Genomic DNA, 22,749 nt, shown 5'->3' with positions numbered 1-22,749 from the left:
TGGAAGCTCCTCGTTTCGATTGCACTAAAATCTAACGGTCTCGAACCTGCCCGACTTGGCGGAGGCAAGCGCCGCCTCGCACAGGATCATCGCTTTGCGGGCGTCGCTTGCTGTGACGTCGGGCCGTCGCCCTGTTTCGACGCAGATAATGAAATGATCGATCTCGGCGGCGTAGGACTCGGCATAGCGCTCAACGAAGAAGTAATAGGGCTTGTCGCGCGATATCGCCTTTGCGCCTGATATTTCGACCGATGTCGGCATCCTGTTGCCGGCCCGCAGCATCCCATCCGCGCCATGCACCTCGATGCGCTGGTCGTAGCCGTAGGAGGCCCTGACGCTGTTGTTGATATGACATTGCCGGCCGGACGCCGTGCGCAGCACGAACATCGCGGTATCGTAGTCCCCCAGCTTGGCATATTGCGGCGCGACAAGTGACGACCCGGTCGCGAAGAGCTCCACCGGCTCCTCGCCCAATAGGTTTCGTGCCATGTCGAAGTCGTGGATGGTCATCTCCCGGAAGACGCCCCCTCCTCCGGCCAGCGCTTCCTCGGTTTCCGGTTCCGGATCCCGGCTGGTGATGATGACCTGTTCAACGGCGCCGATCTCACCTCGCCCAAGGCGCGTCTTCAGCGCCCGAAAACTCGGGTCGAACCGACGGTTGAATCCGATCTGAAAGGGCACACCTGCCTTCTCGACAGCCGCCAGACATTGATCCGTGCGCTTGAGATCAAGATCGATCGGCTTTTCACAGAAGATCGCCTTGCCTCTGGCGGCCGCGGCCATGGCCAGGTCCGCATGCGTTCTCGTTGCCGAAGCAATGAACACCATGCGGATCGATCGATCATTCATCACGGTCTGGGTGTCGGCGATCTCGGCCCCTGTCAGGGCAGAGACCTTCGAGGCCGCCTCGGTGTTCGGATCGACGATGTAGCGCAGGCGCACGCGGGGATGGCGCGCCAGATTGCCTGCGTGCACCTGGCCGATGAGGCCCGCTCCAAATAGACAGACATCGATCATGCGTTTGATTTCCCTGAAAGGCCGCGCGGTGCCGGGCTGCCATGTGCGTGGCCGAGGCGACTTGATTGAGGTGGGTGGCTGCCGGGCCGCGTCGTCATTTCACGGCTCCCATGGTCAGCCCGCGAACCAGATGGCGCTGCACCAGCAGCGCGAAGAAGACGATCGGCAACGCGCCGATGACGCCGGCCGCCGACATCGAGGCCCAGTCGGTGTCGATGCGGCCGATCAGCGTGGCGGTGCCGCGCGGCATCGTCATCGCCCGGGGCGTGGCCGTCAGCGCCAGCGCGAACAGGAATTCGTTGAAGGTGACCAGCACGGCAAAGATGGCGGTCGCCGCGAGGCCGGGTGCCGCCAGCGGCAGTGTGATGCGCCGGAACGCACCGAAACGGGAATCGCCATCGACCATGGCGGCTTCCTCCAGATCCACGGGGATCTCCCGAAAGAAGCTCTCCATCATCCAGACGCAGAAGGTGATGTTGAAGGCGGTGTAGGTGGCGATCAGACCCAGCCAGCTGTCGAGCAGGCCGAGCTTGAGCATCAGCAGGTAGACCGGAATAAGGATGACGACCGGCGGCACGATGCGCAGCGTCAGCAGGAACAATCCGACCTTGCGCTCCATCGCGAAAGGCAGACGAAAGCGCGCGATCGCATAGGCGCCCATCGCGCCGGCCACCAGGGCGATCGCAACGGAGAAGAACGTCACCACCAGCGAGTTGGTCAGATAGGCGCCAAACTGCTTCTCCGTGAACAGCCTGATGTAATTGTCCAGTGTCGGGACATGCGGATAGAGCGTGCCCTCCTGGGTGATCTCGCGATTGGACTTCAGCGATGTCGAGACGAGCCAGTAGATAGGCAAGAGCACGATGGCCAGCACCGCGCTCATCACCCCGATCCGGGCCGGACGACTGTTCATGACGCGTCGACCCTGCGCAAAAGCCGCACAGCGCTGAAGGCCAGCGCAAGCACGACGAGACCGATGGTGACGAAAAGTGCTGCCGCATAGCCCGTCTGTTGGAACTTGAAGGCAGTGTCGTAGCCATAGATCGAGACCAGCCGCGTCGCCTCGCCCGGTCCGCCCCGGGTGAGCACGAACACCTGGTCGAACGTGCCGAAGGCGTCGATCGTTCGAAGCACGATGGCGATCGCCAGCACGGGCCGCATCATCGGAAAGGTCAGGTCGGCAAACACCCGCCAGTTGCCGGCGCCGTCGACGCGGGCGGCCTCGAAGGGTTCGTGCGGCAGCGACTGCAGGCCGGCCAGCAGGATCAGGAACATCAGCGGCGTCCATTCCCAGACATCGAGAACGACAAGGCCGAAGAAGGCCTTGACGGGGCTGCCGAGGATCTGCACCTGGCCGCCGCCCATCCACTCGGAAATCGCCGTCAGCATACCGGCGTCGCTGGCATAGATCAGCCGGAAGACGATGGCGACGACGACGGGCGTTATCACCATCGGGATGATCAGGATCGTCCTGAGCAAGCGGATGCCGCGAAACTCCCGCAGGCAGAACAATGCCAGCGCAAAGCCCAGGATTGCCTCGAAGGTGACCGACAGGGCGACGAATTCGACCGTCACCCGGAGCGAGTTCAGAAACTGCGGATCGCTCCACAGCTTGATGTAGTTCTGCATGCCGACATCGGCGACGACCGAGCCGTAGCGATAGACCTTGGTGCTGGCGCGCAGACCGTCCCACAAGGGATAGACGAGCACGCCAAGCACGACCAGCAGGCCTGGCGCCAGCATGAGATAAGGGAGGGCGAGGTCGAGTCCCGCCCCCTGCAGACGGTATTTGCGGCTCTGCGTCCCGCCATTTGCCATCAGTAGTAGCCGACCGAAGACAGGTAGTCCTTGACCTGCTTGGCTGCATTGTCCAACGCGGCGCCGCCGCCCGAGCCGGCCTGCAGCGCCTTGTTGAGTTCGATGCCGAGTAGTTCCTCGACCTTGGCCCAGTCGGGCGTGCGCGGCCGCGGCAGCGCGCCGGCGTCGAGCTGCTGCAGAGCGACCGGGATCAGCCGGTTGCCGGGCTTGGCGATGCCAAAGGCGCTGCGCTTGACCGGAATGGAACCTGCTTCCGAGAGCTTGGCCTGGATGTCGGCGCTGACATACCACTTCAGGAATTCGACCGAATTGGCCTTGTTGGGCGCCGATTTTGGAATGCCGGCGATGAAGATGCCCATCTGGGCGATCGCCGCGGTCTGCTTCGGCACGACGCCGAAATCGAGCTTGCCCGCCACTTTGGTCTGTGTCGGATCGTCGGCCTTCAGCGCATTGCCGGAATACTGGATGATCGCGCCGGCCTCGCCGCCCAGGATCGCCGCACCTTCCTGATCGGAGTCGAATTCGACGACGCCGCTCGGCGCGTTCTGCTTCATCGTGCCGACGAAGAATTCGGCGGAGGCCTTGCCTTCGGCGGAATTGAAAACCGGATTCCATTTGTCGTCGAAGAAGGAGCCGCCAAACGACAGGAAGACCGGATACCAGCTGGTCACGATCGGATTTCCGGAAACGCCGCGGAACACGACCGGATATTTGATCTTGCCGGCCGCAACGCCTTCCTTGCCCTTGGCGATGACCTCGTCCCAGGTCTTCGGCGCGCCGCTCGTGTAGACATCGTTGCGGTAGGTCAGGGTCTGCAGATCGCCGACGAACGGCACGCAGATCAGCGTCGGCGTGGCGGTTTCGAAGCCTTTCACGCGCGCGCCCTTCTGCGGCGGCCAGTAGCCCATGTCGATCATCGAGCCGATCCAGTCCTTGTCGCCGCCGTCGATACCGGCCGCGCCGAGATCCTCGAGCACATTGGCGGCGCCGAACTGCGGCACCCATGGATCGTCGAGAAGATAGAGGTCGTACTGGCCGGCGCTGTTCTTGGCGTCGGCGAACCACTTCTCGAGCGTTACGCCATATTCATCCTCGAGGAATTCGATGTCGAAGCCGGCATCCTTGGCCAGTGGGATGATCTTCTGCTTGAACGGCGTCAGGCCGCCATCGGCGAAGGCCCCAATGATCACCTTCTTGCCGGCCGCCCTGGCCGGGACAGGCAGGCCGATTGCGGTAAGGGCGGTGGTGGCAAGCGCCAAGCCAAGTCCTCCCTTGAGTACGGAGCGGCGAGTAAGTCTGCTTCTGCGGGACTGCGTCATTTCACTCTCCATCACTGTTGACCCTGTGGACGGCCGTCAGGCCGGCCGAATTGAAGAAGCATGCGTTCGACACATCAAAAGTGACCGCGATATTGGCGCCTACCGCGCCCCTGAAGTCGCGGCCCGCGCGGACCGAGACATTGCCGCCGCCAAGGCGCATGTTGACCAGCGTCTCGTTGCCCATCGGTTCGACGACATAGATCTCGCCGGGCAGTGCGTTGGGGGCGCCCGGTTCCGCAACGCTCATGTCTTCCGGCCGCAGGCCGATCTCGACTACTTGCGCCGCGCGGCACGCCGCCAGCCGGGCGGCGGGAATCGCAACCGGCGTTCCACCGATCGCGATGCCTTGGTCGGCCAGTGTGACTGGAAGGATGTTCATCGGCGGATTGCCGACGAAGGTGGCGACGAAACGGTTGGCCGGGCGGTCGTAGATGTCGGCCGGCGGAGCCATCTGCTGCAGCTCCCCGCCGTGCATCACCGCGACGAAGTCCGCCATGGTCAAGGCCTCGACCTGGTCGTGGGTGACATAGAGGGTGGTTGCGCCGAGCCGCTGGCAAAGCCGCTTGATCTCGCCGCGCATGGTCAGGCGCAACCTTGCGTCCAGGTTCGACAGCGGCTCGTCCATGAGGAAGGCCGCCGGATCGCGAACAATGGCGCGTGCAAGCGCCACGCGCTGCCTCTGGCCACCGGAGAGCTGGCGCGGTCGGCGATCAAGCAGGTGGCCGATCTCGAGAACCGCTGCGACCTCGTCGATCTTGGCGCGACGCTCGGCATCCGGCATGCCGCGGATCCACAAGGGATAGCCGATGTTCTCGCCGACCGTCATCTGCGGATAGAGCGCGTAACTCTGGAAGACCATGGCGATGTCGCGGTCGCGCGGCTGCAGCCGGGTGACCTCACGCTCGCCGATGAAGAGCTTGCCGGCGCTTGGCATGTCGAGGCCGGCCAGGATGCGCAGCGCCGTCGTCTTGCCGCAACCCGAAGGACCGAGCAGGGCCAGGAACATGTGGTCGGGGACGGCAAGGTCAAGCGACCGCAAGACGTTCAGCGCGCCGTAGTTCTTGACCACACTTTGGTACAGGACAGAACTCATTGCCGCTCCCCGGCGCCCCCGAAGGGTATCAGTTCTTCCGTTCCTTGACCTCGAAACCGGCTTTGAGAGCCAGATCGCGCAGGTTGCGATAGCCCATCGTCGCATAGGTGAGCGGGTGGGCCTTGGCCGGATCCTGTTCGGCCTCGACCACCAGCCAGCCAGCATAGCCATTGTCGGCCAGCACCCGCAAAAGCGTCAAATAGTCAATGGACCCATCTCCCGGCACGGTGAAGATGCCTTCCATCACCGCGCCCATGAAGCTCATATCCAGGGCGCGAGCGCGCTTCAGCACATCCGGTCGCACATCCTTGCAATGCACGTGGACGACGCGGCCGACATGCCGCCGCAGCAGCGCCTCGGGATCGCCGCCGGAAAACAGGCAATGGCCGGTGTCATAGAGGAGGCCAACGGCTTGCCCTGAACCGGCCATCAGCCTGCCGATCTCGTGATCCGTCTCGACGATGGTTCCCATGTGATGGTGAAAGGCCATGCCGACGCCGAAATCGGCGAACCGTTCGGCCAGTCGCGTTATCTTGTTGCCGTAGGACTTCCACTCGCCGTCGGCAAGCTTGGGACGCTGCGAGATAGGATCGTGAATGGCGCCATGGCGGCCGCGCGACGTATCGGCGTAGACGACGTGCTTGGCGCCGAGGTCGCGCAGCAGCGTCAGATGCGGCAGGATGGCCTCGAATTCCTCCTCGACCTCCTTTTCGCAGATCCGGCCATCGTACCAGCCGGAGACGAGTTTAAGGCCATGGGTCGCGAGAACCGCAGCCAGCACCTTGCTGGCACGTGGGAACTTGCCGCCGAGCTCCGTTCCCGCATAGCCGGCTTCTGCAGTTTCGGAAAGGCAGACTTCGAGTGGCGTATCCCCGCCCAGCTCGGGCACGTCGTCGTTGCTCCATGTGATCGGATTTATGCCTATGCGGACAGCCATCATCGCTCCTCATCGGACAGGCCGTGCCATTGCTGGCGGCGCCTCATCCGAACCAATCAGGTCGGTGAAGGCGTTCCGCTTGTGGTCTGTCTGGCCCGTCGTTCCCTCTTTTCTTTTCATCTAAGCGCCGATCTGTCTCCATCGCGAGAGCCAGTTTGATGGGAAGTGAAGGTGCCAGTTTCAATCGGCGCGGCGCTCGCCTAAGCTCGATCCGCTCTCATGCCGCGAGGCTTTTCCGATGCAGATATCAAGGCGAAGGCGCCAAGCCTTTCCGATGGACGCGCTGATCATCGATCGAACAATCGATGAACCGATCCATCGCCAGCTCTATCGGCAGATTGCCGCGATGATCCGTGGGCGTCGTCTGGCACCGGGATCGGAATTGCCGTCGACGCGCGCGCTGGCCGAGGATCTGGGCCTCGCCCGTAACACTATCGTCGGTGCGTATGACCAGTTGGCGACGGAAGGCTATCTTGCAAGCCGGCAGGGCGCGCGCCCTGTGGTCATCGACCTGCCCGTGAACTCTACCGATCAAGGCAGCAAACCCGTGGCCACGGCAATCCATCGCCCGCTTTCCAGGCGCGGCCAGAGCCTGATGCAGCAACCCTTTCATCACGGATCGCCGGGACGCTTTGCCTTTCATCCGGGCATGCCGGACCCGCAAAACTTCCCGTTTGGCGTCTGGGGCAGGCTGCTCGCGCACCGGGCAACGTATGGCGCCGACATGTTGTTCGGCACCTATCATGTGACCGGCCTGCCGGCGCTCAAGGAGGCAATTGCCGGCTACCTGATCTCGGCCAGGGGGGTGCGGTGTTCTCCCGAACAGATCGTCGTGACGACGGGAGCGCAGGCGGCGTTCGATCTGCTGGCGCGTCTGCTGCTCGATCCGGGCGACACGGTCTGGCTGGAGGAACCGGGCTATTACGCGGCCAAGGCGACTTTCACCGTCGCTGGCGCCAATATTCTGCCGCTTGTCGTCGACCGCGACGGCTGGCAGATGAGCCAGCCCGAGGTTTCACCGCGCCTGATCTATGTGACGCCCGCCTGCCAGCATCCCTTGGGGATCACAATGCGCATGGACCAGCGGCTGCGGCTGTTCGAAATCGCCGAGCGCAACAATTCCTGGATCATCGAGGATGATTTCGACGGCGAGTACAGATTTCAGGGAAGGCCGGTCCCCGCCATACAGAGCATGGATTACGCTGACCGGGTCATCTATGTCGGCACTTTTGCCAAGTTGCTGTTTCCGGCGCTCCGGCTGGGGTTCATGGTCTTGCCCGTCGCCTTGTGCGAGGGCATTCCGCATGCCCTGAGCACCACCGGGCAGTTCGCACCCCTGGTGCTTCAGGCGGCGTTGGCTGATTTCATCGATGAAGGCCACATGAGCCGCCACCTCAAGCGCATGCGTCGCATTTACGCCGAGCGACGCAAGTTTTTCTACGAATTGTGCGAGACCGAACTGGCCGATCACATGACCCTTTCGGCGGCGGAAGCCGGAATCCAGGTCGTTGCCTCGCTTCACGAAAGTTGCGACGATCGGGCGGTCGTGCATTGCGCAGACAAACTCGGCGTCAACGCATCGCCGCTGTCGAAATATTACTGGTCATCCTCCGGTAATGGCCTGGTGCTTGGCTATGCCGCCTGCAACAAGGCCGAGAGTGAAGCGGGAATCCGACGTCTGCGCCAGGCCATCGAGCACGTGCGGACTTTGTCGTGAGCCAGTCTGCCCGCGACGAACCAGTGGTTGGCCCTCGATTTGAACAGTTTCCGCGATACTGGGCCGAACTGCAGGGCCTGGCCAGCGGACTCGAATTGAGGTTCGATGATGTCTTCCTGTGGAACTGCCGCGGCGACATATGGGCGATGGCTCCGGATGGCTGCACGACCGTGCAATTGCCCGGTTCACCGCATGTCATCGGCCACAATGAAGATGGCGACCCGGATTTTGCCGGCCATTGCGCACTGGCCCATGTCGCTTCCGAAGGCGGCAATGCATTCACCGCCTTCGTCTATCCCGGCTCGCTGCCCGGCCATACATTCGCGGTCACGTCGAGAGGGCTTGTGCAGACGGTCAACAACATCCGGCCGCTAGCCGGCGGCGCGGGAACGCCGCGCATGGTGCTCGCCCGAGCTATGCTCGACGCACCCGGTCTCGACGCGGCGCTGGCGCTGCTCAGATCGGCACCGCGCGCTGGCGCCTTTCACCTCACCTTGGCGCAAGCTGGAGACGAGCGGCTTCTCAGCGTGGAGTTCACCGCTCAAGCCCTGTCGGCCGATCGTGTCGAAGCGGCGCGTGTCCATTCGAACCATCTGATCCATGCCGACACCGGACGCATGTCGCAGATCGTCACCGGTTCGTCGGGCGTGCGCCAGCGGCGGGGCGAAGCGGCTGCTGGATCAGGCGCCTCAGTCTGAGCCGCAAAGCCGCGCGCTCGGCATATTGTGGGACGCGGCGGACCAAGAGCTGCCGATCTATCGCACCGATCCGGCCGACAGCGATGTCGAGAATACACTCGCAAGCGCCGTCTTCCGCGTCGGGGCTGACAAGGTCGAGTGGGCTGTCTACGATGCAACACACGAAGCAGCGCGCTTCGAAATGCGGGATAGGCTGGTGCCTGTCGCGACGTGAACAGGAACGGGGCAATGCCAGACGAAGTCGTCGCTGAGTCGCCGCGCACCATCGAGGATCTGAGAGCGCTGGCGCTCTCGGTCGGCCGCGACGAAGCAGGTTTTTCCCTCGGGTCCAAGGCGCATGATGTCTTCGCCAAGCTGGTCGACGCGCCCGAACAGTCCGCGGTCCGCTCGATCTCGGAACTTGCCAGTCAGTTCGGCATCAATCCGTCGACGCTGACCAGGCTGGCCAAGCGTCTCGACTTCGAAGGCTTCAGCGATTTCCAGGCCGTCTTCCGCAAGGCCATCGCCAACGATCAGCAATATTTCTACAGCCGCCAGGCAGGAAGGCTGATGACCACGCCGTCGGCAGGCGGCGCCGAAGTCGGGGTCTTCTAGCGGCTGGCGCGGGAAACGGCGGCGAATGTCGACGGCTTCCTCGGCCAGTTGGACGGTGCCTCGCTGAAGGGCGCGACCGCGCGGCTGGCCAGCGCGCGGCGCGTGCGCGTGCACGGTGTCCGCCAGTTCCATTCGCTGGCGAGCTTCCTCACCTATTGCCTTGGGATGGTACGCTCCGACGTGGCGCTCCTGGACGAGCCGCGGTTGCGCGTCGCCGAAGCGCTGTCACAGCTAGAGCCGGGCGATGTGGTCATCGTCGCAAGCTGCGCGCCCTATACACGCAGCGTCGCCGAGGTCGGCCGGGTTGCAACTGCGAACGGCCAGAGCGTGATCGCGATCACGGATTCCCGATCCTCGCCGCTCGTTCCTCCGGCCGAGCATGCCTTCTTCATCCCGCACGCCAGCAGTTTTACTCGAACAGCATGGGCGCATATATTGTCTTTTGCGAAGCGCTGCTCAACCTCGTCGCCCGCGAACTGGGCGATAAGGCGCTAAACTCACTGGCCGGGCGCGAGAGGCTCATTGCGGAGATGAACATAGAGGTTGGCTGATCGCGGCAGCCGCTCTGCTTTCAGCAAAGCCAAGTTCCGTCTGGATGATCGCGTCGACATCCTCGGCTTCTGACCGCGATGCCAGCTTTCCGGTGCGTTCAAAGCAAAGCTGGCCGGCCGAGATGCAAGACTACATTCGCCCTGTGGAACATGTCGTCTTAGTCGGTGGGCGATCCATGCTGAGTTGTGGCTCGTTACAACGACGCACCCTGTACTGTTCGAGGCTCGCGGTGATCGCCAACTCCAAAAGCGTTAGGGTTGGAGGCGCAGTCAAAACCGATCCGAAGCAAATGCCGCCAAGCGCGCCGTATCTCCCCGCCCAGCGATCACGTCGGCGACCAGGCAGGCAGTGATTGGCGCCAAGGTGAGCCCGAGATGACCGTGGCCGAAGGCGTGGATGACGCCGGGAGTATTGCGCGACGGCCCGATGACCGGACGCGAATCGGGCAGCGACGGACGGAAACCCAGCCATTCGGATGACGGCCGGCCGAGTTCGGGAAAAATTTGCCGCACACCCCGATCGAGCAGCGTCAGCCGTCGCGGATTTAGAGGCGCCGCAAGCCCGCCGAGTTCGACTGTGCCAGCAACTCGCAGCCTGCCCTCCATCGGCGTCATGTAGAAGCCGAGATCAACCGGGCATACCGGCCGGTTGAGCAAAGGCGCGGCGGTCGGAAATTCCAGATGATAGCCGCGCTCGGTGTCCAGCGGGATTCTATCGCCCGCCTGCGTGGCGAGTGCCCGCGACCAGGCGCCGGCCGCGATCACTGCAGTCCGCGCGACGGTGGCAAGGCCCGGGCCGCTCAGCCGGACGCCGCCGGCCTCCGACATCAGACCGGTGACCTTCGCCCGCACCAATTGGACCCCGAGGTCCGCAGCAGCCGCCGCCAGCCGCTGCATGACCGTCTTGGGATCGCAGACATTGATCGAATCCGGGAAAAAGAGGCCCTGCGCCTGAAACTCAGCCAGTCGCGGTTCCAGCGCGGCCACCTGCTCGGCGGTCAGAACTTCCTGGTGGACGCCAAGCTTGGCGCGCATGGCCCGTCCGCCAGCCGCGGCGACGAAATCGCTCTCGCTACGGTAGATGTAAAGGCAGCCGTTGCGGCGCAGTAGGTCGGCGACGCCAGCCTCGGCCGCCATCTCCTCCCAGGCCGGCAAGGACTCGGCAAGCAGTCCGGCGAGCGCCAGCGCATTGGCGTGGGTGGCCGCCGGAAGCGACTGCCGGACGAAGCGGAGCAGCCACGGTGCGAGCTGGAAAAGTGCCGCCCAGCGCAACGCGAAGGGGCTGTCGCGATCGAAAAGCAGCTTCGGCAGCGCGCGCAGCACTCCCGGGTTGCCGACCGGCATGCAGGCGTACTCGGCGACCGTTCCGGCATTGCCGAACGAAGCGCCCGAGCCCGGCTCGTTGGGATCGATAAGCAGCACCTCGCGGCCTTCGCCGGCAAGCCGCAATGCTGTCGCTAGACCGACGACGCCGGCGCCGACAATGGCGATCTCGACGGTTTTCGGTGCCGCGGCGGGTATGGAGATCATGATCTAGACGAAGCCAGGCAGTTGCAGATGGCCGGCCGCGAGCAGCTCGGCCATTGTGGTGAGTGCTGAACGCAAATCATCCTGGGAACGCGCGGCGCCGACATTGATGCGCACGCCATGCTGCACCGGCTCGCGCCCGACCGCGAAGGCATCGCCCGGCAGCACGGCCACGCCGCGTTCCAGGCAGGTGCGAGCAAAGCCGGCGCCGCGCCAGGGCTCGGGCAGGCGCAACCAGGCATGGGTCGATGTCGGATGCGCCTGGATGTCGAAGCGGCCGAGGATCTCGCTCAGGATCGCCTGGCGCTGGCGCAGCTCCTGTTTCTGGATCTCGATGATGCGGGCCGCCGCCCCCTCCTCGATCAGCCTCGCGCCGATCAGCGCCGTCAATGGGCTGATGCTCCAGCAGTTGATGCGCAGCGCCGCCGCGATCTGACCGGCGATCGGGCGCGGGGCGATGACGAAGCCGAGCCGCAGGCCCGGCGCCAGGCATTTCGACAGCGCGCCGAGATGGATCGTCAATTCGGGCTCAAGACTGGCGAATGACGGCGGCGGATCATCGGCCAGCGGCCGGTAGACGTCGTCCTCGATGATCAGCACGTTGTGGCGCCGGGCGACCGCGGCAAGCTGGTGCCGGCGCTCCTCGCTCAGCGTGATCGTCGTCGGATTGTGCAACGTCGGCACCAGGAACACCGCGCGCGGACGCAATTGCACGCAGGCGGCGTCGAAGGCATCGGGGCGCATGCCGCCGCGATCCATGGCGACGCCCCGCAAGTCGAGCCCGTGCACGCGGCAGAGCGCGTTGATACCCTGGTAAGTCACCTCGTCGGCGAGCACGACCTCCCCTTGCCTGGTGACGGCACCGAGAACGCAGTCCAGGCCGTGCTGGGCGCCGGCGGCCAGAACGACGCGGCCCGGGTCGCCATCGCCGGCGACGGATTTCAGCCAGTCGGCTATGGGCGCGCGTCCCCAGAGCGGTCCTTCCGGCGGATGGTAATCCTGCAGCGCGGCATAGTGCCGGTCCTTGGAAAGGCGCGGCAGCAACGCTGCGACCGCATCGAGATAGGCGGAAGTGGGCGGCCGGTTCACGGAAAGGTCTATGATGCCGGTCTGGTCGCTCGGCGCCGATACGAAGCCGGGCCGCTCGACGACGTCACGGGCGGCGACGGTCGTGCCGCGTCCAGGGCGCGCCTCGAGCAGGCCCTGCTCCTGCAGGGTCGAGAGCGCACGCGTTACCGTGGTGACGTTGATGCCCAGCGCCCGCGCGATCTCGCGCTGCGGCGGCAGCCGGTCGCCGACCGCGAGCGTCCCGGCGGCGATGCGTTCCGCGATCGCGTCGGCAAGACGGCGGTAGACCGGACTTTCATCCTCCGCGAGGCGAAGATCTTGAAGCATGCGGGATTCGAACCAAGGCTGACGGACGTGTCACGGTGGGCATCTAACATAAGACATCGCCCCGTACAATAGAGCTTGTCTGACATATGTTCGCAAGATAGCCGATCAAAATAATCATACAACTTTGCAAAAACTCCCTTGACGGACAAAGTTGTCCGCATCTATGGTCGACTTCAGCTTAATTGTGTGACCATACAAGTCGGACGACCTGCCTAGTGGCAGGCTGGTTCCCGGGAGGACGAGGCATGGATCGCAAACCGCATCTCGAATCGATCGGCCGCGTCCAGGATTGCAGACAATGAGCACCGGCGAGGCCGCTATGCCGGCCACCCCGGCCATGGTCTCGCTTGCCGCTCCGGCCACCAGTGCAGCCGGCCGGGGATTTGTCGAGTTCACCGACGTCGAGAAATCCTATGACGGCCGCACCTTCGCGGTGACGCGGATGAACCTCACCGTAGCACGCGGCGAATTCCTGACGCTGCTAGGCCCTTCCGGCTCTGGCAAGACGACGACGCTCAACATGCTCGCTGGCTTCGAGCGGCCGACGCGTGGCACGATCACGCTGGAAGGCCGGCCTGTCGACCGCCTGCCTCCTTATCAGCGCAACATCGGCATGGTGTTCCAGAACTATGCTCTGTTCCCGCACATGACGGTCGAGGAGAATGTCGCCTTCCCCCTCTCCGTCCGCCAGGTGAGCAAGGCTGATATCGCAGCCCGCGTGGCGCGCGCGCTCGACATGGTGCGGCTCAGGCAGTTCGGCGATCGCCGGCCGTCGCAGCTTTCCGGCGGCCAGCAGCAGCGCGTGGCGCTTGCCCGCGCGCTGGTTTTCCAGCCGAGCCTGGTGCTGATGGACGAGCCGCTGGGCGCGCTCGACAAGAAATTGCGCGAGCACATGCAGCTCGAGATCAAGCAGTTGCACACCATGCTCGGCGTCACCGTCGTCTATGTCACGCACGACCAGAGCGAGGCGCTGACGATGTCAGACCGCGTCGCCGTCTTCAACCAGGGCGGCATCGCTCAGCTCGGCTCACCCGACGACCTATACAACACACCGCAAACCTCGTTCGTGGCGAGCTTCATCGGCGAGAACAACACGCTGGAAGGAGTCATCGACCGCGTTTCAGGCAAAGAGTGCCGCGTCAGGCTGAATGGCGGCGGAGAACTCACCGCTTTGGCTGTCGGGGTGACGCAAGGCGCTGCCTGTCACGTCGCCATCCGGCCGGAGCGGCTCACCCTCGCGGCGGCACCCGCCGTCGGCAACGCGCTCTCAGCAACCGTCGACGGGCGCATCTATCTTGGCGACCACCTGCGCCTCCTAGCCAGACTCGCCAACGACCAGGTGCTGACCGTGAAGGTCGGTCCCGAAGCGACGATGGCAAACGGCGAGGCCGTGACGGTCTCCTGCGCGCCCTATGATTGCCGTGCCTTTCCGGTCGATGCCGGAAGGGGGGGCGCCATTCCAAAACAGGGGAAGACGACATGAAATATGTGAGGAAATATCTCATCGCGCTCGCGACCGCCACGGCGGTCATGACGATCGGCCACGCCGCCCTCGCCGAGGAGCTCTCCATCATGGCGAGCGGCGGCGCCTGGCAGGACGCGCAGCGCAAGGCCTGGTTCGAGCCGTTCAGCAAGGAGACCGGCGCCAAGATCCTCGAGCAGGAATATCTCGGCGATCTCGGCAAGGTCAAAGCCATGGTCGAGACCGGCAACGTGCCCATCGATCTTGTGACGGTGGAGACCGCGACCGTGCTCCAGGGTTGTGACGCCGGCATCCTTGAGCGGCTCGATTGTTCCAAGATCGCGCCGCGCGACAAATTCATCCAAGGCTCGGCGCTCGATTGTGGTGTCGGGCTCGACGCTTACGGCGACATCCTCGCCTATGATCCGACGGTGCTCAAGGAGGCGCCGACCTCGGTCCTCGACCTCTTCGACATCAAAAAATTCCCAGGCAAGCGGGCCATGCGCAAATTCCCGGCGCAGAACCTCGAATGGGCGCTGATGGCCGACGGCGTGGCGCCTGCCGATGTCTACAAGGTGCTGGCAACGCCAGAAGGCGTCGACCGCGCCTTCAAGAAGCTCGACACCATCAAGAAGGACATCGTCTGGTGGGATGCCGGCGCGCAGCCGGCGCAGCTTCTCGCCTCCAAGGAAGTAGTGATGACCACGGCCTGGAACGGCCGCATCCAGAACGCCATCGACACCGATAAGAAGCCGTTCAAGATCGTCTGGAACGACCAGATCCTCGAATACGACATGATCAGCATTCCGAAGGGCGCGCGCAATCCGGAGCTTGCCTACAAGTACCTCGCCTATATTAGCAAGCCCGAGAACAACGCCAAGCTCGCCAGCTACATCACCTACGGACCGGTGCGCACCGACGCCGCGTCCTTCGTGGCGGCGGACGCGCTGCCGAAACTGCCCAACGCTCCGGACCATCTCAAGGGCGCCTATCTTGTCGCCGACACCGAGTTCTGGGGCGACTATGGTGAGGATCTCGTCAAGCGCTTCAACGCCTGGCTTGCCCAGTAGGGGGCAAGGATGTCGGCGCTCCAGCCCAGCGAACTCGACCGGCCGACGCTGGCCCGCGACCGGTCTGCCGCCGACGCGGATCTCAAATCCGTGTCGGCGGCGCTCCGCCGCGCCGAATTCGGCGACCGGCTGCGCTCGCTGGCGCTGGCGGCGCCGCTGCTTGTGCTTCTGGCACTGAGCTTCGGCATCCCGATCGTGCTGCTATTGTCGCGCGCGGTCTACGATCCGACCATTGCAGATGCTTTGCCCAAGACGACCACGGCCCTGGCCGGCTGGAACGGCCAGGGCCTGCCGGGCGACGATACCTTTGCAGCGCTCGCGACGGACCTCAAGGACACCAAGGCCAAGGGCACGGCCTACGAACTGGCCAAGAGCCTGAACGCCCGCCTGCCGGGCGCGCGCAGCCAGGTGCTGAAGACGGTGCGCAAGCTCGAAAGCGCCGACGGCCAGGCCGCGCTCGATGCCCTGAAGTCGGTGCCGTTTTGGTCGGCGCCGGCGACCTGGCCGGCGATCCAGAGCGGCACGCACAGCTTGACCTCCTTCTACCTGCTCAGCGCGCTGGATTTGCGCTGGAACGCCGATGGCGGCATCGAACGCGTACCACCGGAGCAGGCGATCTTTATCCAGGTGTTCCTGCGCACCTTCTTCGTCGCGGCATCTGTGACGCTGGCAACGTTGATCCTCGGATTCCCGCTCGCTTATCTCATAGCCAACGTGCCGAAGGGCTTGGCGGCGATCCTGATCGTCGCGGTGCTGCTGCCGTTCTGGACCTCTATCCTGGTGCGCACCGCCGCCTGGACGGTGCTGCTGCAGAAGTTCGGGCTGGTCAACGACTTCCTGTTGTTTATCGGCATCGTCAGCGACCGGCTCGACCTGATGTACAGCCGCATAGGGCTCATCATCGCCATGACGCATATCCAGCTCCCGTTCACATTGCTGCCGATCTACAGCGTCATGCGCACCATTCCGCCCTCGCAGATGAAAGCCGCCTATTCGCTCGGCGCCAGGCCGTTCACCGCTTTCCGCCGCATTTACATTCCGCAGGTCTTCCCGGGCGTGATGGCCGGCTGCCTGCTGACCTTTATCCTCTGCCTCGGCTACTACATCACGCCGGCATTGATCGGCGGCGCGAGCGACCAGCTGATCAGCAACTTCATCGCCAACTATGTCAACGTCGAGTTGAACTGGGAGATGGCGGCGGCGCTGAGCTTCATATTGCTGGTGTTCACGCTGGCGCTGTTCGGCATCTTCGCCCGCATCCTGGGCCTTGATCGCCTGAAGCTGGTATAGCCATGCTGCTCTCCCCCTACCCCACCACCGGCGAACGCATCCGCATCACCCTGCTCTGGCTGTGGTGCGGGCTGGTGATGCTGTTCCTTCTGGTGCCGATCCTCATCCCGGTGCCGCTCTCGTTCAACAGCGGCGCTTTCTTCATCTTCCCGCTCGAAGGCCTCTCGACGCGCTGGTACGAGGTGGTGCTCGGCACGCAGCGCTGGCAGTCGGCGATCGGCAACAGCCTGATCGTCGCATTCGGCACGACGCTGATCGCAACGACGCTCGGCACGCTGACGGCGATCGCGCTTTCCGACGAGAAATTCCCGGGGCGCCGCATCATCATGCCGCTGCTTTTGTCGCCGCTGATCGTGCCGGTGGTGATCACCGCCGTCGGCTCGTATCTGTTTTACGCCCGCGTCGGTCTGGCCAGCACCTATGCCGGCATCATCCTGGCGCATACCGCGCTTGCCAGCCCCTTCGTGGTGGTGACGGTGGGCGCGAGCCTCACCGGCTTCGACCGCAACCTGATGCGTGCCGCCGCGATTTCCGGGGCCAGACCGCTGACATCGTTCTTCCGGGTGATGCTGCCGCTGATCCTGCCCGGCGTGCTTTCGGGGGCGGCCTTTGCCTTCGTCACGTCCTTCGATGAGGTGGTCGTCGTGCAGTTCCTGGCCAGCGCCAGCCAGCGCACCATGCCGCTCGAAATGTTCATCGGGCTGCGCGAAAAGCTGAGCCCCGCGATCACCGCCGCCGCGACGCTGATGATGGCGCTGTCGATCATACTCTTGGTGGTCGCCAACCTGTTGGCGCGGCGCGGCAGAAAGGCATTTAACCGCTGAACGGGATTCGCTGCCGCTGGTGCGTCGAGGCGTCAAAGGATCTAGCTCAAGTCATATTCGAAACGGCCAACCACCACCTTCATCGCAGGCAACGTCCCCTTTCGGAGAGCGGAAAACCGGATCACTATGGCCGACATTGACGCGCAAAGCTTCCGTCGCGTCGTGGAAAACCTAGGGTTCCAAATGTAGGAAACACGGTAACGCTTTAGCGATTCGACCCCTCGGACAACCTAATATCGGCTCGGGCGGCTCTGAGATCGCGAGGAAAATCGCTGGGGGGTTAGTTTTGGTCGGAGGGAGGGGTTCGAGTCCACATTGTGGGGCCCTCTCAAAAGAATGCAGCAAATCAATTACTTAGATCGGTCTTTTGGTGGACCTGGAGGGCCGCCGTCTTTTCAACAAAAACAATCAGTTAGTGGGTCGTTCGCCCAGCCATACCCTTCGTATCATCGAACTGGCGCTGCTTGTGGGCGCAGAGCGCGCTGCCGACGAGGGCGGCGCGGTCAGGCAGGGCGAGGAATTGCTGGGCGCGGGTGCACGGGCCGTGCTGATCAAGGGCGGTCATGCATCGGGACCCCGATCGACCGACATCCTATTGCGCTCCAATCAAGAACCGATCCGCTTCGATACGCCGCGCCTTGCCGCATCGATGCGCGGGACGGGCTGCATGCTGGCCAGCGCCATTGCGGCGCACCTGGCGAAGGCGTACCCGCTTGAAGACAGCGCGCGTAAAGGCAAGCTTTTTGTATTCGAGAGACTGGAGAAGCATGCAGCCTTGTGACGGCGGCTTTATGCGCAAGTTGATCTGCCCACATGAGCGGGCGCCGTCTTGCGAGGCCTTGGCCTTTGAACGGCTGTCATGGCGCGAAGCAGACCCCGCCGATTTGCACGCCATAGTACGCCATAGCTCTCTCTGAAACTGAGCAGGATTTACTTCCGACGCAACGACGTGTCAGATCCGCTAAACGGTCAGGAGGCATCCGGCGTGCACCGAAATGGCCTGCTGCCGGTTTTTCGGACACCGAGATAAGGTGTTTAACGGAACTGGAGAGTTGGAATGCAAAGAAGGAAGTTCAGCCGCGTGTTCAAGATTGAGGCGGTGAGATTGATCAAGGATCGGGGCGTTGCGGTGGCCCAGGCTGCCCGCGACCTCGATCTCCACGAGAATGTGCTGCGCGAATGGGTGCGCGAGCTGTCGATAGAGGCTGATCGAAAAGTCAAAGTTGCGGATGTTGCGCGTGACATGCACGGCGTAAATCCAGGAGCGGAATGCCGGCAATCTTTTTATGCTGGTCGCCATCCACCAGCATCAGGGTTCAAGCCACGGCCTGTGCACCAGTAATCTCGACAAGCGATCCGCACATGAACTGGGCTTCGTCCGACGCGAGGAAGGCAACGAGTGCTGCGACTTCCTCTGGCTTTCCAATCCGGCCGAATGGGACAAGCCTGTCGAGGTCGGCAATCGTTCTGCCGGAGCGCTTCACGCCAGCCTCCAGCATCGGCGTGTGGATCTCGCCCGGACACACGGCGTTGACGCGGATCTTGTGCGGCGCGTAATCGCGGGCGAGGTTCTGCGTGAAGGACGCAACCGCGGCTTTCGTCACATTGTATGCGATATGGTTGGGCGCGGGATGCAGCCCCCATTGTGATGCGGTGTTGACGATCGCACCACCGCCACGCTCGATCATGTGCGGCAGCACGGCCCGGCAGAGGTAGAACATCGAGTGCAGATTGACGTCAAAGCAGGCGTGCCAGTCGCCTTCGGTTAGAGTGAGCAGGTTGCCGCGCCGGTTGATGCCGGCGTTGTTAGCAAGAATATCGATGCGTCCGTTGATGCGCAGGACATCCGCAACCAGATCGGCGCAGGCAACCGCGTTGGAAATATCGGCACAGATTGCGCGCGCCTTGCCGCCTTTCGCGGAGATGTCGGAGGCCACGGAACCAGCCGAGCTCAGGTCCATGTCGATAACCGCGACAAAGGCGCCTTCATCGGCGAGGCGATGTGAAATCGCCGATCCGATCCCGCCACCGCCACCCGTGACGATGGCGACCTTTTGTTCGAACCGCTTCATTTCAAACCTCTTGGATCCTGAAGGCATTTCATCTGATGTAGCTGGCGCCGTTGACGTCGAGCGTTGCGCCGCTGAGCGAGCGTTGCGAGGGGCGCAGCGCAAAGCTCACCAGCTCGGCGATTTCGGATGGCTCCGCCATCCTACCGATTGGAATGTCGGCGACCGCCGCCGCTTCGCCAAAGCGCGACACGAATTCCCTAGCCATTTGCGTCCGCACCCAGCCTGGCGCGATCGCTATCGCCACAATGCCGTCGGCGCCGAAACTGCGGGCGATCGATCTGGTGAGATTGATGAGCGCCGCCTTGGCCGCGCCATAGGGCATCGCTTCGGCACTGTAGCCGCGCTGGCCGGCGCGGCTCGCCATGTTGATGATGCGGCCGCCGCCATGCGCTCGAAAGTGAAGGATCGCAGCCTTGCAAAGGTCGGTAACGGCGAAAAAGTCGAGCTGAAACTCCCGGCGCCAGGCCGCTTGCCAGTCGTCGAGATCAGCCTCGACGGAAATCTCGGTGCGCACGCCCGCATTGTTCACAATGGCGTCGACACGGCCGGCAAGCCCGACGGCCTGGTTCCACAACCCTATTGGCCCCTCAGCGGAGGCCAAGTCTGCCTGAACCGTCCATCCGGCCCCGCCAATCTGGTTGAGGAGGATGTCCGCGCCGTGCTGGTCCCGGCCATAGTGAATGATCGGGCGGGCACCTTCCTGCACGAGCTCTTGGACAATCGCGCTGCCGATGGCGCCGGAAGCACCAGTCACAAGAACGGTCTGGCCGCTCAGAGGTTTGCTGTGGGACGACATTGAATCTCCAATCAACCGAGTTCGTCGACCTGCGGTCCCCAGCTATCGGAGAGCGCAAATCCAAAGGCGAACGGGTCATCGTCGTCCAGGCGCAATTGTTCCCGGCCATAGATCCATGCCTGACCGGTGATCCTGGGTAGCACCGCAGCCCTGTCACCGACCATGGTCAGGCCGATCGCCTCTGCGAGAAACTCGCCACCGATGATGGATCGCGACTTGCGCACATCGCCGATCTGGAGCTCGCCCCTTGCGTGCAGCACCGCCAGATTGGCAGAGCTGCCGGTGCCGCATGGCGAGCGGTCGACACGGCCGGGTTTCAGCGTGCTGCAGGTGCGCACCGCGCCGTCGTCGTCGCGTCCGCGAAACATCACATAGGCGATCTCGTCGATGTTGGGCAATTCGGGATGCTGCACCGAGATTTGCTCCGCCAGCAACGCCTTCAATTCGATGCCGGCTTCGGCAAGGGCGCGAGCGTGGCGTGGCGCGATTTCAAGCCCGACCTGTTCGACATCGACGATGGCATAGTAGACGCCGCCGTAGGCGATATCGGCCTTGAGACGCCCCCAGCGCGGCGTTTCGATTGTCTGGTCGAGGGCCTCGACGAAGGCCGGCACATTGTCGAGGCTGACGGAAAGACAGCGGCCGTTCGAACAGCGAGCGTGGGCGACGATCAAGCCGGCTGGTGTGTCCAGCCGGACGACGGTTTCCGGCTCCTGAATAGTCACGCGGCCGGATTCCAGCAGCGCGGTCACGACGCAGATGCAGTTACTTCCCGACATCGGATGCGCCCGGTCGGCCTGCAGCACGATGAAGCCGGCGTCCGTGTCCGGCCGGCAGGGGGCGACAAGCAGGTTCACCGACATGGCGACGCTGGCCCTGGGCTCAAAGGTCACGAAGCGGCGCAGGCTGTCGTCGACGCTGTTGATGTAGTTCATCTTGTCGAGCATTGTCGCGCCGGGAATCTCTGGCGCGCCGCCGACGATCACCTTGCCGATCTCGCCCTGGCAGTGCACCTGCAGCAGTTCGATGGACCGTTGCCAATTGGGGGCCGAAAGAGAATTCATTTGATGTACCAGCCCCATGGGTCCTTGCCAGTCATCCGGGTGATCTGCTTGGTCTCAAGATAGTTTTCCAGGCCCCACCGCCCCAGTTCGCGGCCGATGCCCGATTGCTTGTAGCCACCCCAGGGCGCTTCTGTGAAAGTCGGCTGCGAACAGTTTATCCAGACGATGCCGGCGCGAAGCGCCGCCGCCACGCGCTCGGTGCGCTCGTCGTCGGCCGACATGACAGCGGCGGCCAGCCCAAAGCGGCTGTCATTGGCCAGCGCGACGGCTTCGGCTTCGGTCGAGAAGGAGCGTACGCAGACGACCGGACCAAAAATCTCTTGGCGCCAGGCGTCGCTGTCGAGCGGTGCGTTGATGATGATCGTCGGCTCGAAAAAGTAGCCCTTGTTGAACCCCGGCGCCCGTTGGCCGCCGGCCGCTATCGTGGCGCCGGCGCTACGCGCTTTGTCGATCGCGCTGAGCACCTGATCGTATTGACGCTTGGACACAAGCGGTCCGAGCAACGTTCCAGGAGCCAGCCCGTCGCCGATCTTGATCTTCCGGGTTTCCTCGACGAGCCGCCGCAGAAGCCTGTCATATATGCCGTCCTGGACGAGCACGCGCGAGGTCGCGGAGCAGACCTGGCCCTGGTTCCAGAAGATGCCGAACAGAATCCATTCAACGGCCTTTTCGACATCGGAATCGTCGAAGATCAGGAACGGCGATTTGCCGCCAAGTTCGAGACTGACTTTCTTGATGTCACGCGCTGCCGCCGCAATGACCCTCGAGCCGGTCGGCACCGAGCCGGTAAAGGCCAGCTTGTCGACATCCTTGTGGTCGATCAGGGGCTGGCCGGCATCCATTCCAAAGCCGGTCACAATGTTGAGCACGCCAGCGGGCAGCCCAACATCATCGGCGATGGCGCCGACCTCAAGCGCCGTCAGCGGCGTCAGTTCGGACGGCTTGAGCACCATGGTGCAGCCGGCTGCCAGAGCCGGTGCGACCTTCCAGGAGGCCATAAGCAACGGGTAGTTCCACGGGATAATGGCGCCGGCGACGCCGATCGGCTCCTTCACCGCCCTGGACGCGAAGCGGGCATCCGCAAGCGCGATCGGCTCGGCGCCGTTAGCATCCAGCCCCTCGGCCAAACCGGCATAGAAATCGAAGCAGCCGGCGGCGTCCGCCACATCCCAGTCGGCCTCGGGCAAGGGCTTGCCATTGTCAATGACTTCGAGCTGCGCCAGTTCGGCCTGGCGAGTCCGAATTCCATCGGCGATGGCACGAAGATACCTGGCGCGTTCGCCGCCCGACAGCCGCGGCCAAGGGCCTTCATCAAAGGCCCTGCGGGCGGCCGTCACTGCCGCGTCGATGTCTTCGGCCGTGCCGGCGGGCGCATGATGGATGATCTCCTCGGTGGCAGGATTGATGACCGCGAAGGTGCCGCCCTTGATGGGCTTGCACCATTGTCCGTCGATATAGAGGTCAGTCCGCATCTGATTGTCTCTTGATGGTTGGGCGTAGCGTAC

The 22,749-nt window shown here is 63.6% G+C and carries 21 protein-coding genes and 1 pseudogene; 10 read left to right on the top strand and 12 right to left on the bottom strand.

Annotated elements, in window-relative coordinates; translation table 11 throughout:
* Positions 1 to 24: 24 nt before the first annotated feature.
* The 6 genes from iolG to iolE all read right to left on the bottom strand — a co-directional run bounded on the left by iolG (position 25) and on the right by iolE (position 6,184).
* Positions 25 to 1,017, bottom strand: a complete 993-nt coding sequence (gene iolG, locus LB536_RS23430) for an inositol 2-dehydrogenase (RefSeq protein ID WP_224596756.1) — start codon at positions 1,015 to 1,017, stop codon at positions 25 to 27.
* Positions 1,018 to 1,111: 94 nt separating this feature from the next.
* Complete coding sequence (locus LB536_RS23425; RefSeq protein WP_224596755.1) at positions 1,112 to 1,930, bottom strand: carbohydrate ABC transporter permease; 819 nt, start codon at positions 1,928 to 1,930, stop codon at positions 1,112 to 1,114.
* Positions 1,927 to 2,835, bottom strand: a complete 909-nt coding sequence (locus LB536_RS23420) for a carbohydrate ABC transporter permease (RefSeq protein ID WP_224596754.1) — start codon at positions 2,833 to 2,835, stop codon at positions 1,927 to 1,929. The genes LB536_RS23425 and LB536_RS23420 overlap by 4 nt, the downstream gene beginning before the upstream one ends.
* On the bottom strand, positions 2,835 to 4,094 hold the full coding sequence (locus tag LB536_RS23415; protein WP_224596751.1) for an extracellular solute-binding protein: 1,260 nt from the start codon (positions 4,092 to 4,094) through the stop codon (positions 2,835 to 2,837). Before LB536_RS23415 ends, LB536_RS23420 begins: the two co-directional genes overlap by 1 nt.
* A gap of 61 nt (positions 4,095 to 4,155) precedes the next feature.
* On the bottom strand, positions 4,156 to 5,247 hold the full coding sequence (locus tag LB536_RS23410) for an ABC transporter ATP-binding protein (RefSeq protein WP_140812979.1): 1,092 nt from the start codon (positions 5,245 to 5,247) through the stop codon (positions 4,156 to 4,158).
* 28 nt (positions 5,248 to 5,275) lie between these two features.
* A complete protein-coding gene (iolE, locus tag LB536_RS23405; RefSeq protein ID WP_140812978.1) occupies positions 5,276 to 6,184 on the bottom strand; it encodes a myo-inosose-2 dehydratase in 909 nt (302 codons plus the stop codon).
* Between the two features lie 274 nt (positions 6,185 to 6,458).
* Here iolE and LB536_RS23400 point away from each other — a divergent pair, with 274 nt between their 5' ends.
* The 4 genes from LB536_RS23400 (at position 6,459) to LB536_RS23385 (ending at position 9,688) form a co-directional block, all read left to right on the top strand.
* Positions 6,459 to 7,901: a PLP-dependent aminotransferase family protein gene (locus LB536_RS23400; RefSeq protein WP_224596749.1), complete on the top strand. Its 1,443-nt coding sequence runs from the start codon at positions 6,459 to 6,461 to the stop codon at positions 7,899 to 7,901.
* Positions 7,898 to 8,599 (top strand): C45 family autoproteolytic acyltransferase/hydolase, encoded by a 702-nt coding sequence (locus tag LB536_RS23395; protein WP_224596747.1) that lies wholly within the window; start codon positions 7,898 to 7,900, stop codon positions 8,597 to 8,599. Before LB536_RS23400 ends, LB536_RS23395 begins: the two co-directional genes overlap by 4 nt.
* Positions 8,600 to 8,827: 228 nt before the next feature.
* Positions 8,828 to 9,193 (top strand): hypothetical protein, encoded by a 366-nt coding sequence (locus LB536_RS23390; protein WP_224596743.1) that lies wholly within the window; start codon positions 8,828 to 8,830, stop codon positions 9,191 to 9,193.
* 48 nt (positions 9,194 to 9,241) lie between these two features.
* Positions 9,242 to 9,688, top strand: coding sequence for a MurR/RpiR family transcriptional regulator (locus tag LB536_RS23385; RefSeq protein WP_224596740.1), 447 nt, complete (start codon positions 9,242 to 9,244; stop codon positions 9,686 to 9,688).
* Positions 9,689 to 10,014: 326 nt separating this feature from the next.
* Here LB536_RS23385 and LB536_RS23380 read toward each other — a convergent pair whose 3' ends face one another.
* Together LB536_RS23380 and LB536_RS23375 are read right to left on the bottom strand one after the other, a co-directional pair.
* Positions 10,015 to 11,274 (bottom strand): NAD(P)/FAD-dependent oxidoreductase, encoded by a 1,260-nt coding sequence (locus LB536_RS23380; RefSeq protein WP_224596737.1) that lies wholly within the window; start codon positions 11,272 to 11,274, stop codon positions 10,015 to 10,017.
* A 3-nt stretch (positions 11,275 to 11,277) separates the two neighbouring features.
* Positions 11,278 to 12,666 (bottom strand): PLP-dependent aminotransferase family protein, encoded by a 1,389-nt coding sequence (locus LB536_RS23375; RefSeq protein ID WP_140812974.1) that lies wholly within the window; start codon positions 12,664 to 12,666, stop codon positions 11,278 to 11,280.
* Positions 12,667 to 12,964: 298 nt separating this feature from the next.
* On the opposite strand from LB536_RS23375, the gene LB536_RS23370 reads away from it, so the two are divergent.
* The 6 genes and pseudogenes from LB536_RS23370 to LB536_RS23345 form a co-directional block, all read left to right on the top strand.
* The gene (locus LB536_RS23370) at positions 12,965 to 14,149 is read left to right on the top strand and encodes an ABC transporter ATP-binding protein (protein WP_411966573.1); all 1,185 of its coding nucleotides are present in this window, start codon (positions 12,965 to 12,967) and stop codon (positions 14,147 to 14,149) included.
* Positions 14,146 to 15,198 carry an ABC transporter substrate-binding protein gene (locus tag LB536_RS23365; RefSeq protein ID WP_224596733.1) on the top strand — a complete coding sequence of 351 codons (1,053 nt, stop codon included), beginning with the start codon at positions 14,146 to 14,148 and terminating at the stop codon, positions 15,196 to 15,198. The genes LB536_RS23370 and LB536_RS23365 overlap by 4 nt, the downstream gene beginning before the upstream one ends.
* Positions 15,199 to 15,207: 9 nt before the next feature.
* Positions 15,208 to 16,488 (top strand): ABC transporter permease, encoded by a 1,281-nt coding sequence (locus LB536_RS23360; RefSeq protein ID WP_224596731.1) that lies wholly within the window; start codon positions 15,208 to 15,210, stop codon positions 16,486 to 16,488.
* 2 nt (positions 16,489 to 16,490) lie between these two features.
* A complete protein-coding gene (locus LB536_RS23355; RefSeq protein WP_224596729.1) occupies positions 16,491 to 17,312 on the top strand; it encodes an ABC transporter permease in 822 nt (273 codons plus the stop codon).
* Positions 17,313 to 17,682: 370 nt separating this feature from the next.
* A complete protein-coding gene (locus tag LB536_RS23350; protein WP_224596765.1) occupies positions 17,683 to 18,093 on the top strand; it encodes a bifunctional hydroxymethylpyrimidine kinase/phosphomethylpyrimidine kinase in 411 nt (136 codons plus the stop codon).
* A gap of 276 nt (positions 18,094 to 18,369) precedes the next feature.
* A pseudogene (locus LB536_RS23345) lies at positions 18,370 to 18,519 on the top strand (transposase); the annotation flags it as partial.
* Positions 18,520 to 18,628: 109 nt separating this feature from the next.
* Here LB536_RS23345 and LB536_RS23340 read toward each other — a convergent pair.
* From LB536_RS23340 to LB536_RS23325, 4 genes are read right to left on the bottom strand one after another with little or no spacing between them, the layout of a single operon-like run.
* Positions 18,629 to 19,384, bottom strand: a complete 756-nt coding sequence (locus tag LB536_RS23340; protein ID WP_140812970.1) for an SDR family NAD(P)-dependent oxidoreductase — start codon at positions 19,382 to 19,384, stop codon at positions 18,629 to 18,631.
* Positions 19,385 to 19,412: 28 nt separating this feature from the next.
* A complete protein-coding gene (locus LB536_RS23335; protein WP_140812969.1) occupies positions 19,413 to 20,180 on the bottom strand; it encodes an SDR family NAD(P)-dependent oxidoreductase in 768 nt (255 codons plus the stop codon).
* A gap of 11 nt (positions 20,181 to 20,191) precedes the next feature.
* Positions 20,192 to 21,244, bottom strand: coding sequence for a proline racemase family protein (locus LB536_RS23330; protein ID WP_224596727.1), 1,053 nt, complete (start codon positions 21,242 to 21,244; stop codon positions 20,192 to 20,194).
* Complete coding sequence (locus tag LB536_RS23325; protein ID WP_224596725.1) at positions 21,241 to 22,716, bottom strand: aldehyde dehydrogenase family protein; 1,476 nt, start codon at positions 22,714 to 22,716, stop codon at positions 21,241 to 21,243. Before LB536_RS23325 ends, LB536_RS23330 begins: the two co-directional genes overlap by 4 nt.
* Between the last annotated feature and the right edge of the window lie 33 nt (positions 22,717 to 22,749).

It is taken from the genome of Mesorhizobium sp. ES1-3 (genome assembly GCF_020164795.1).
Lineage (GTDB): Bacteria > Pseudomonadota > Alphaproteobacteria > Rhizobiales > Rhizobiaceae > Mesorhizobium.
This window is presented reverse-complemented; position numbering and strand designations above follow the sequence as displayed.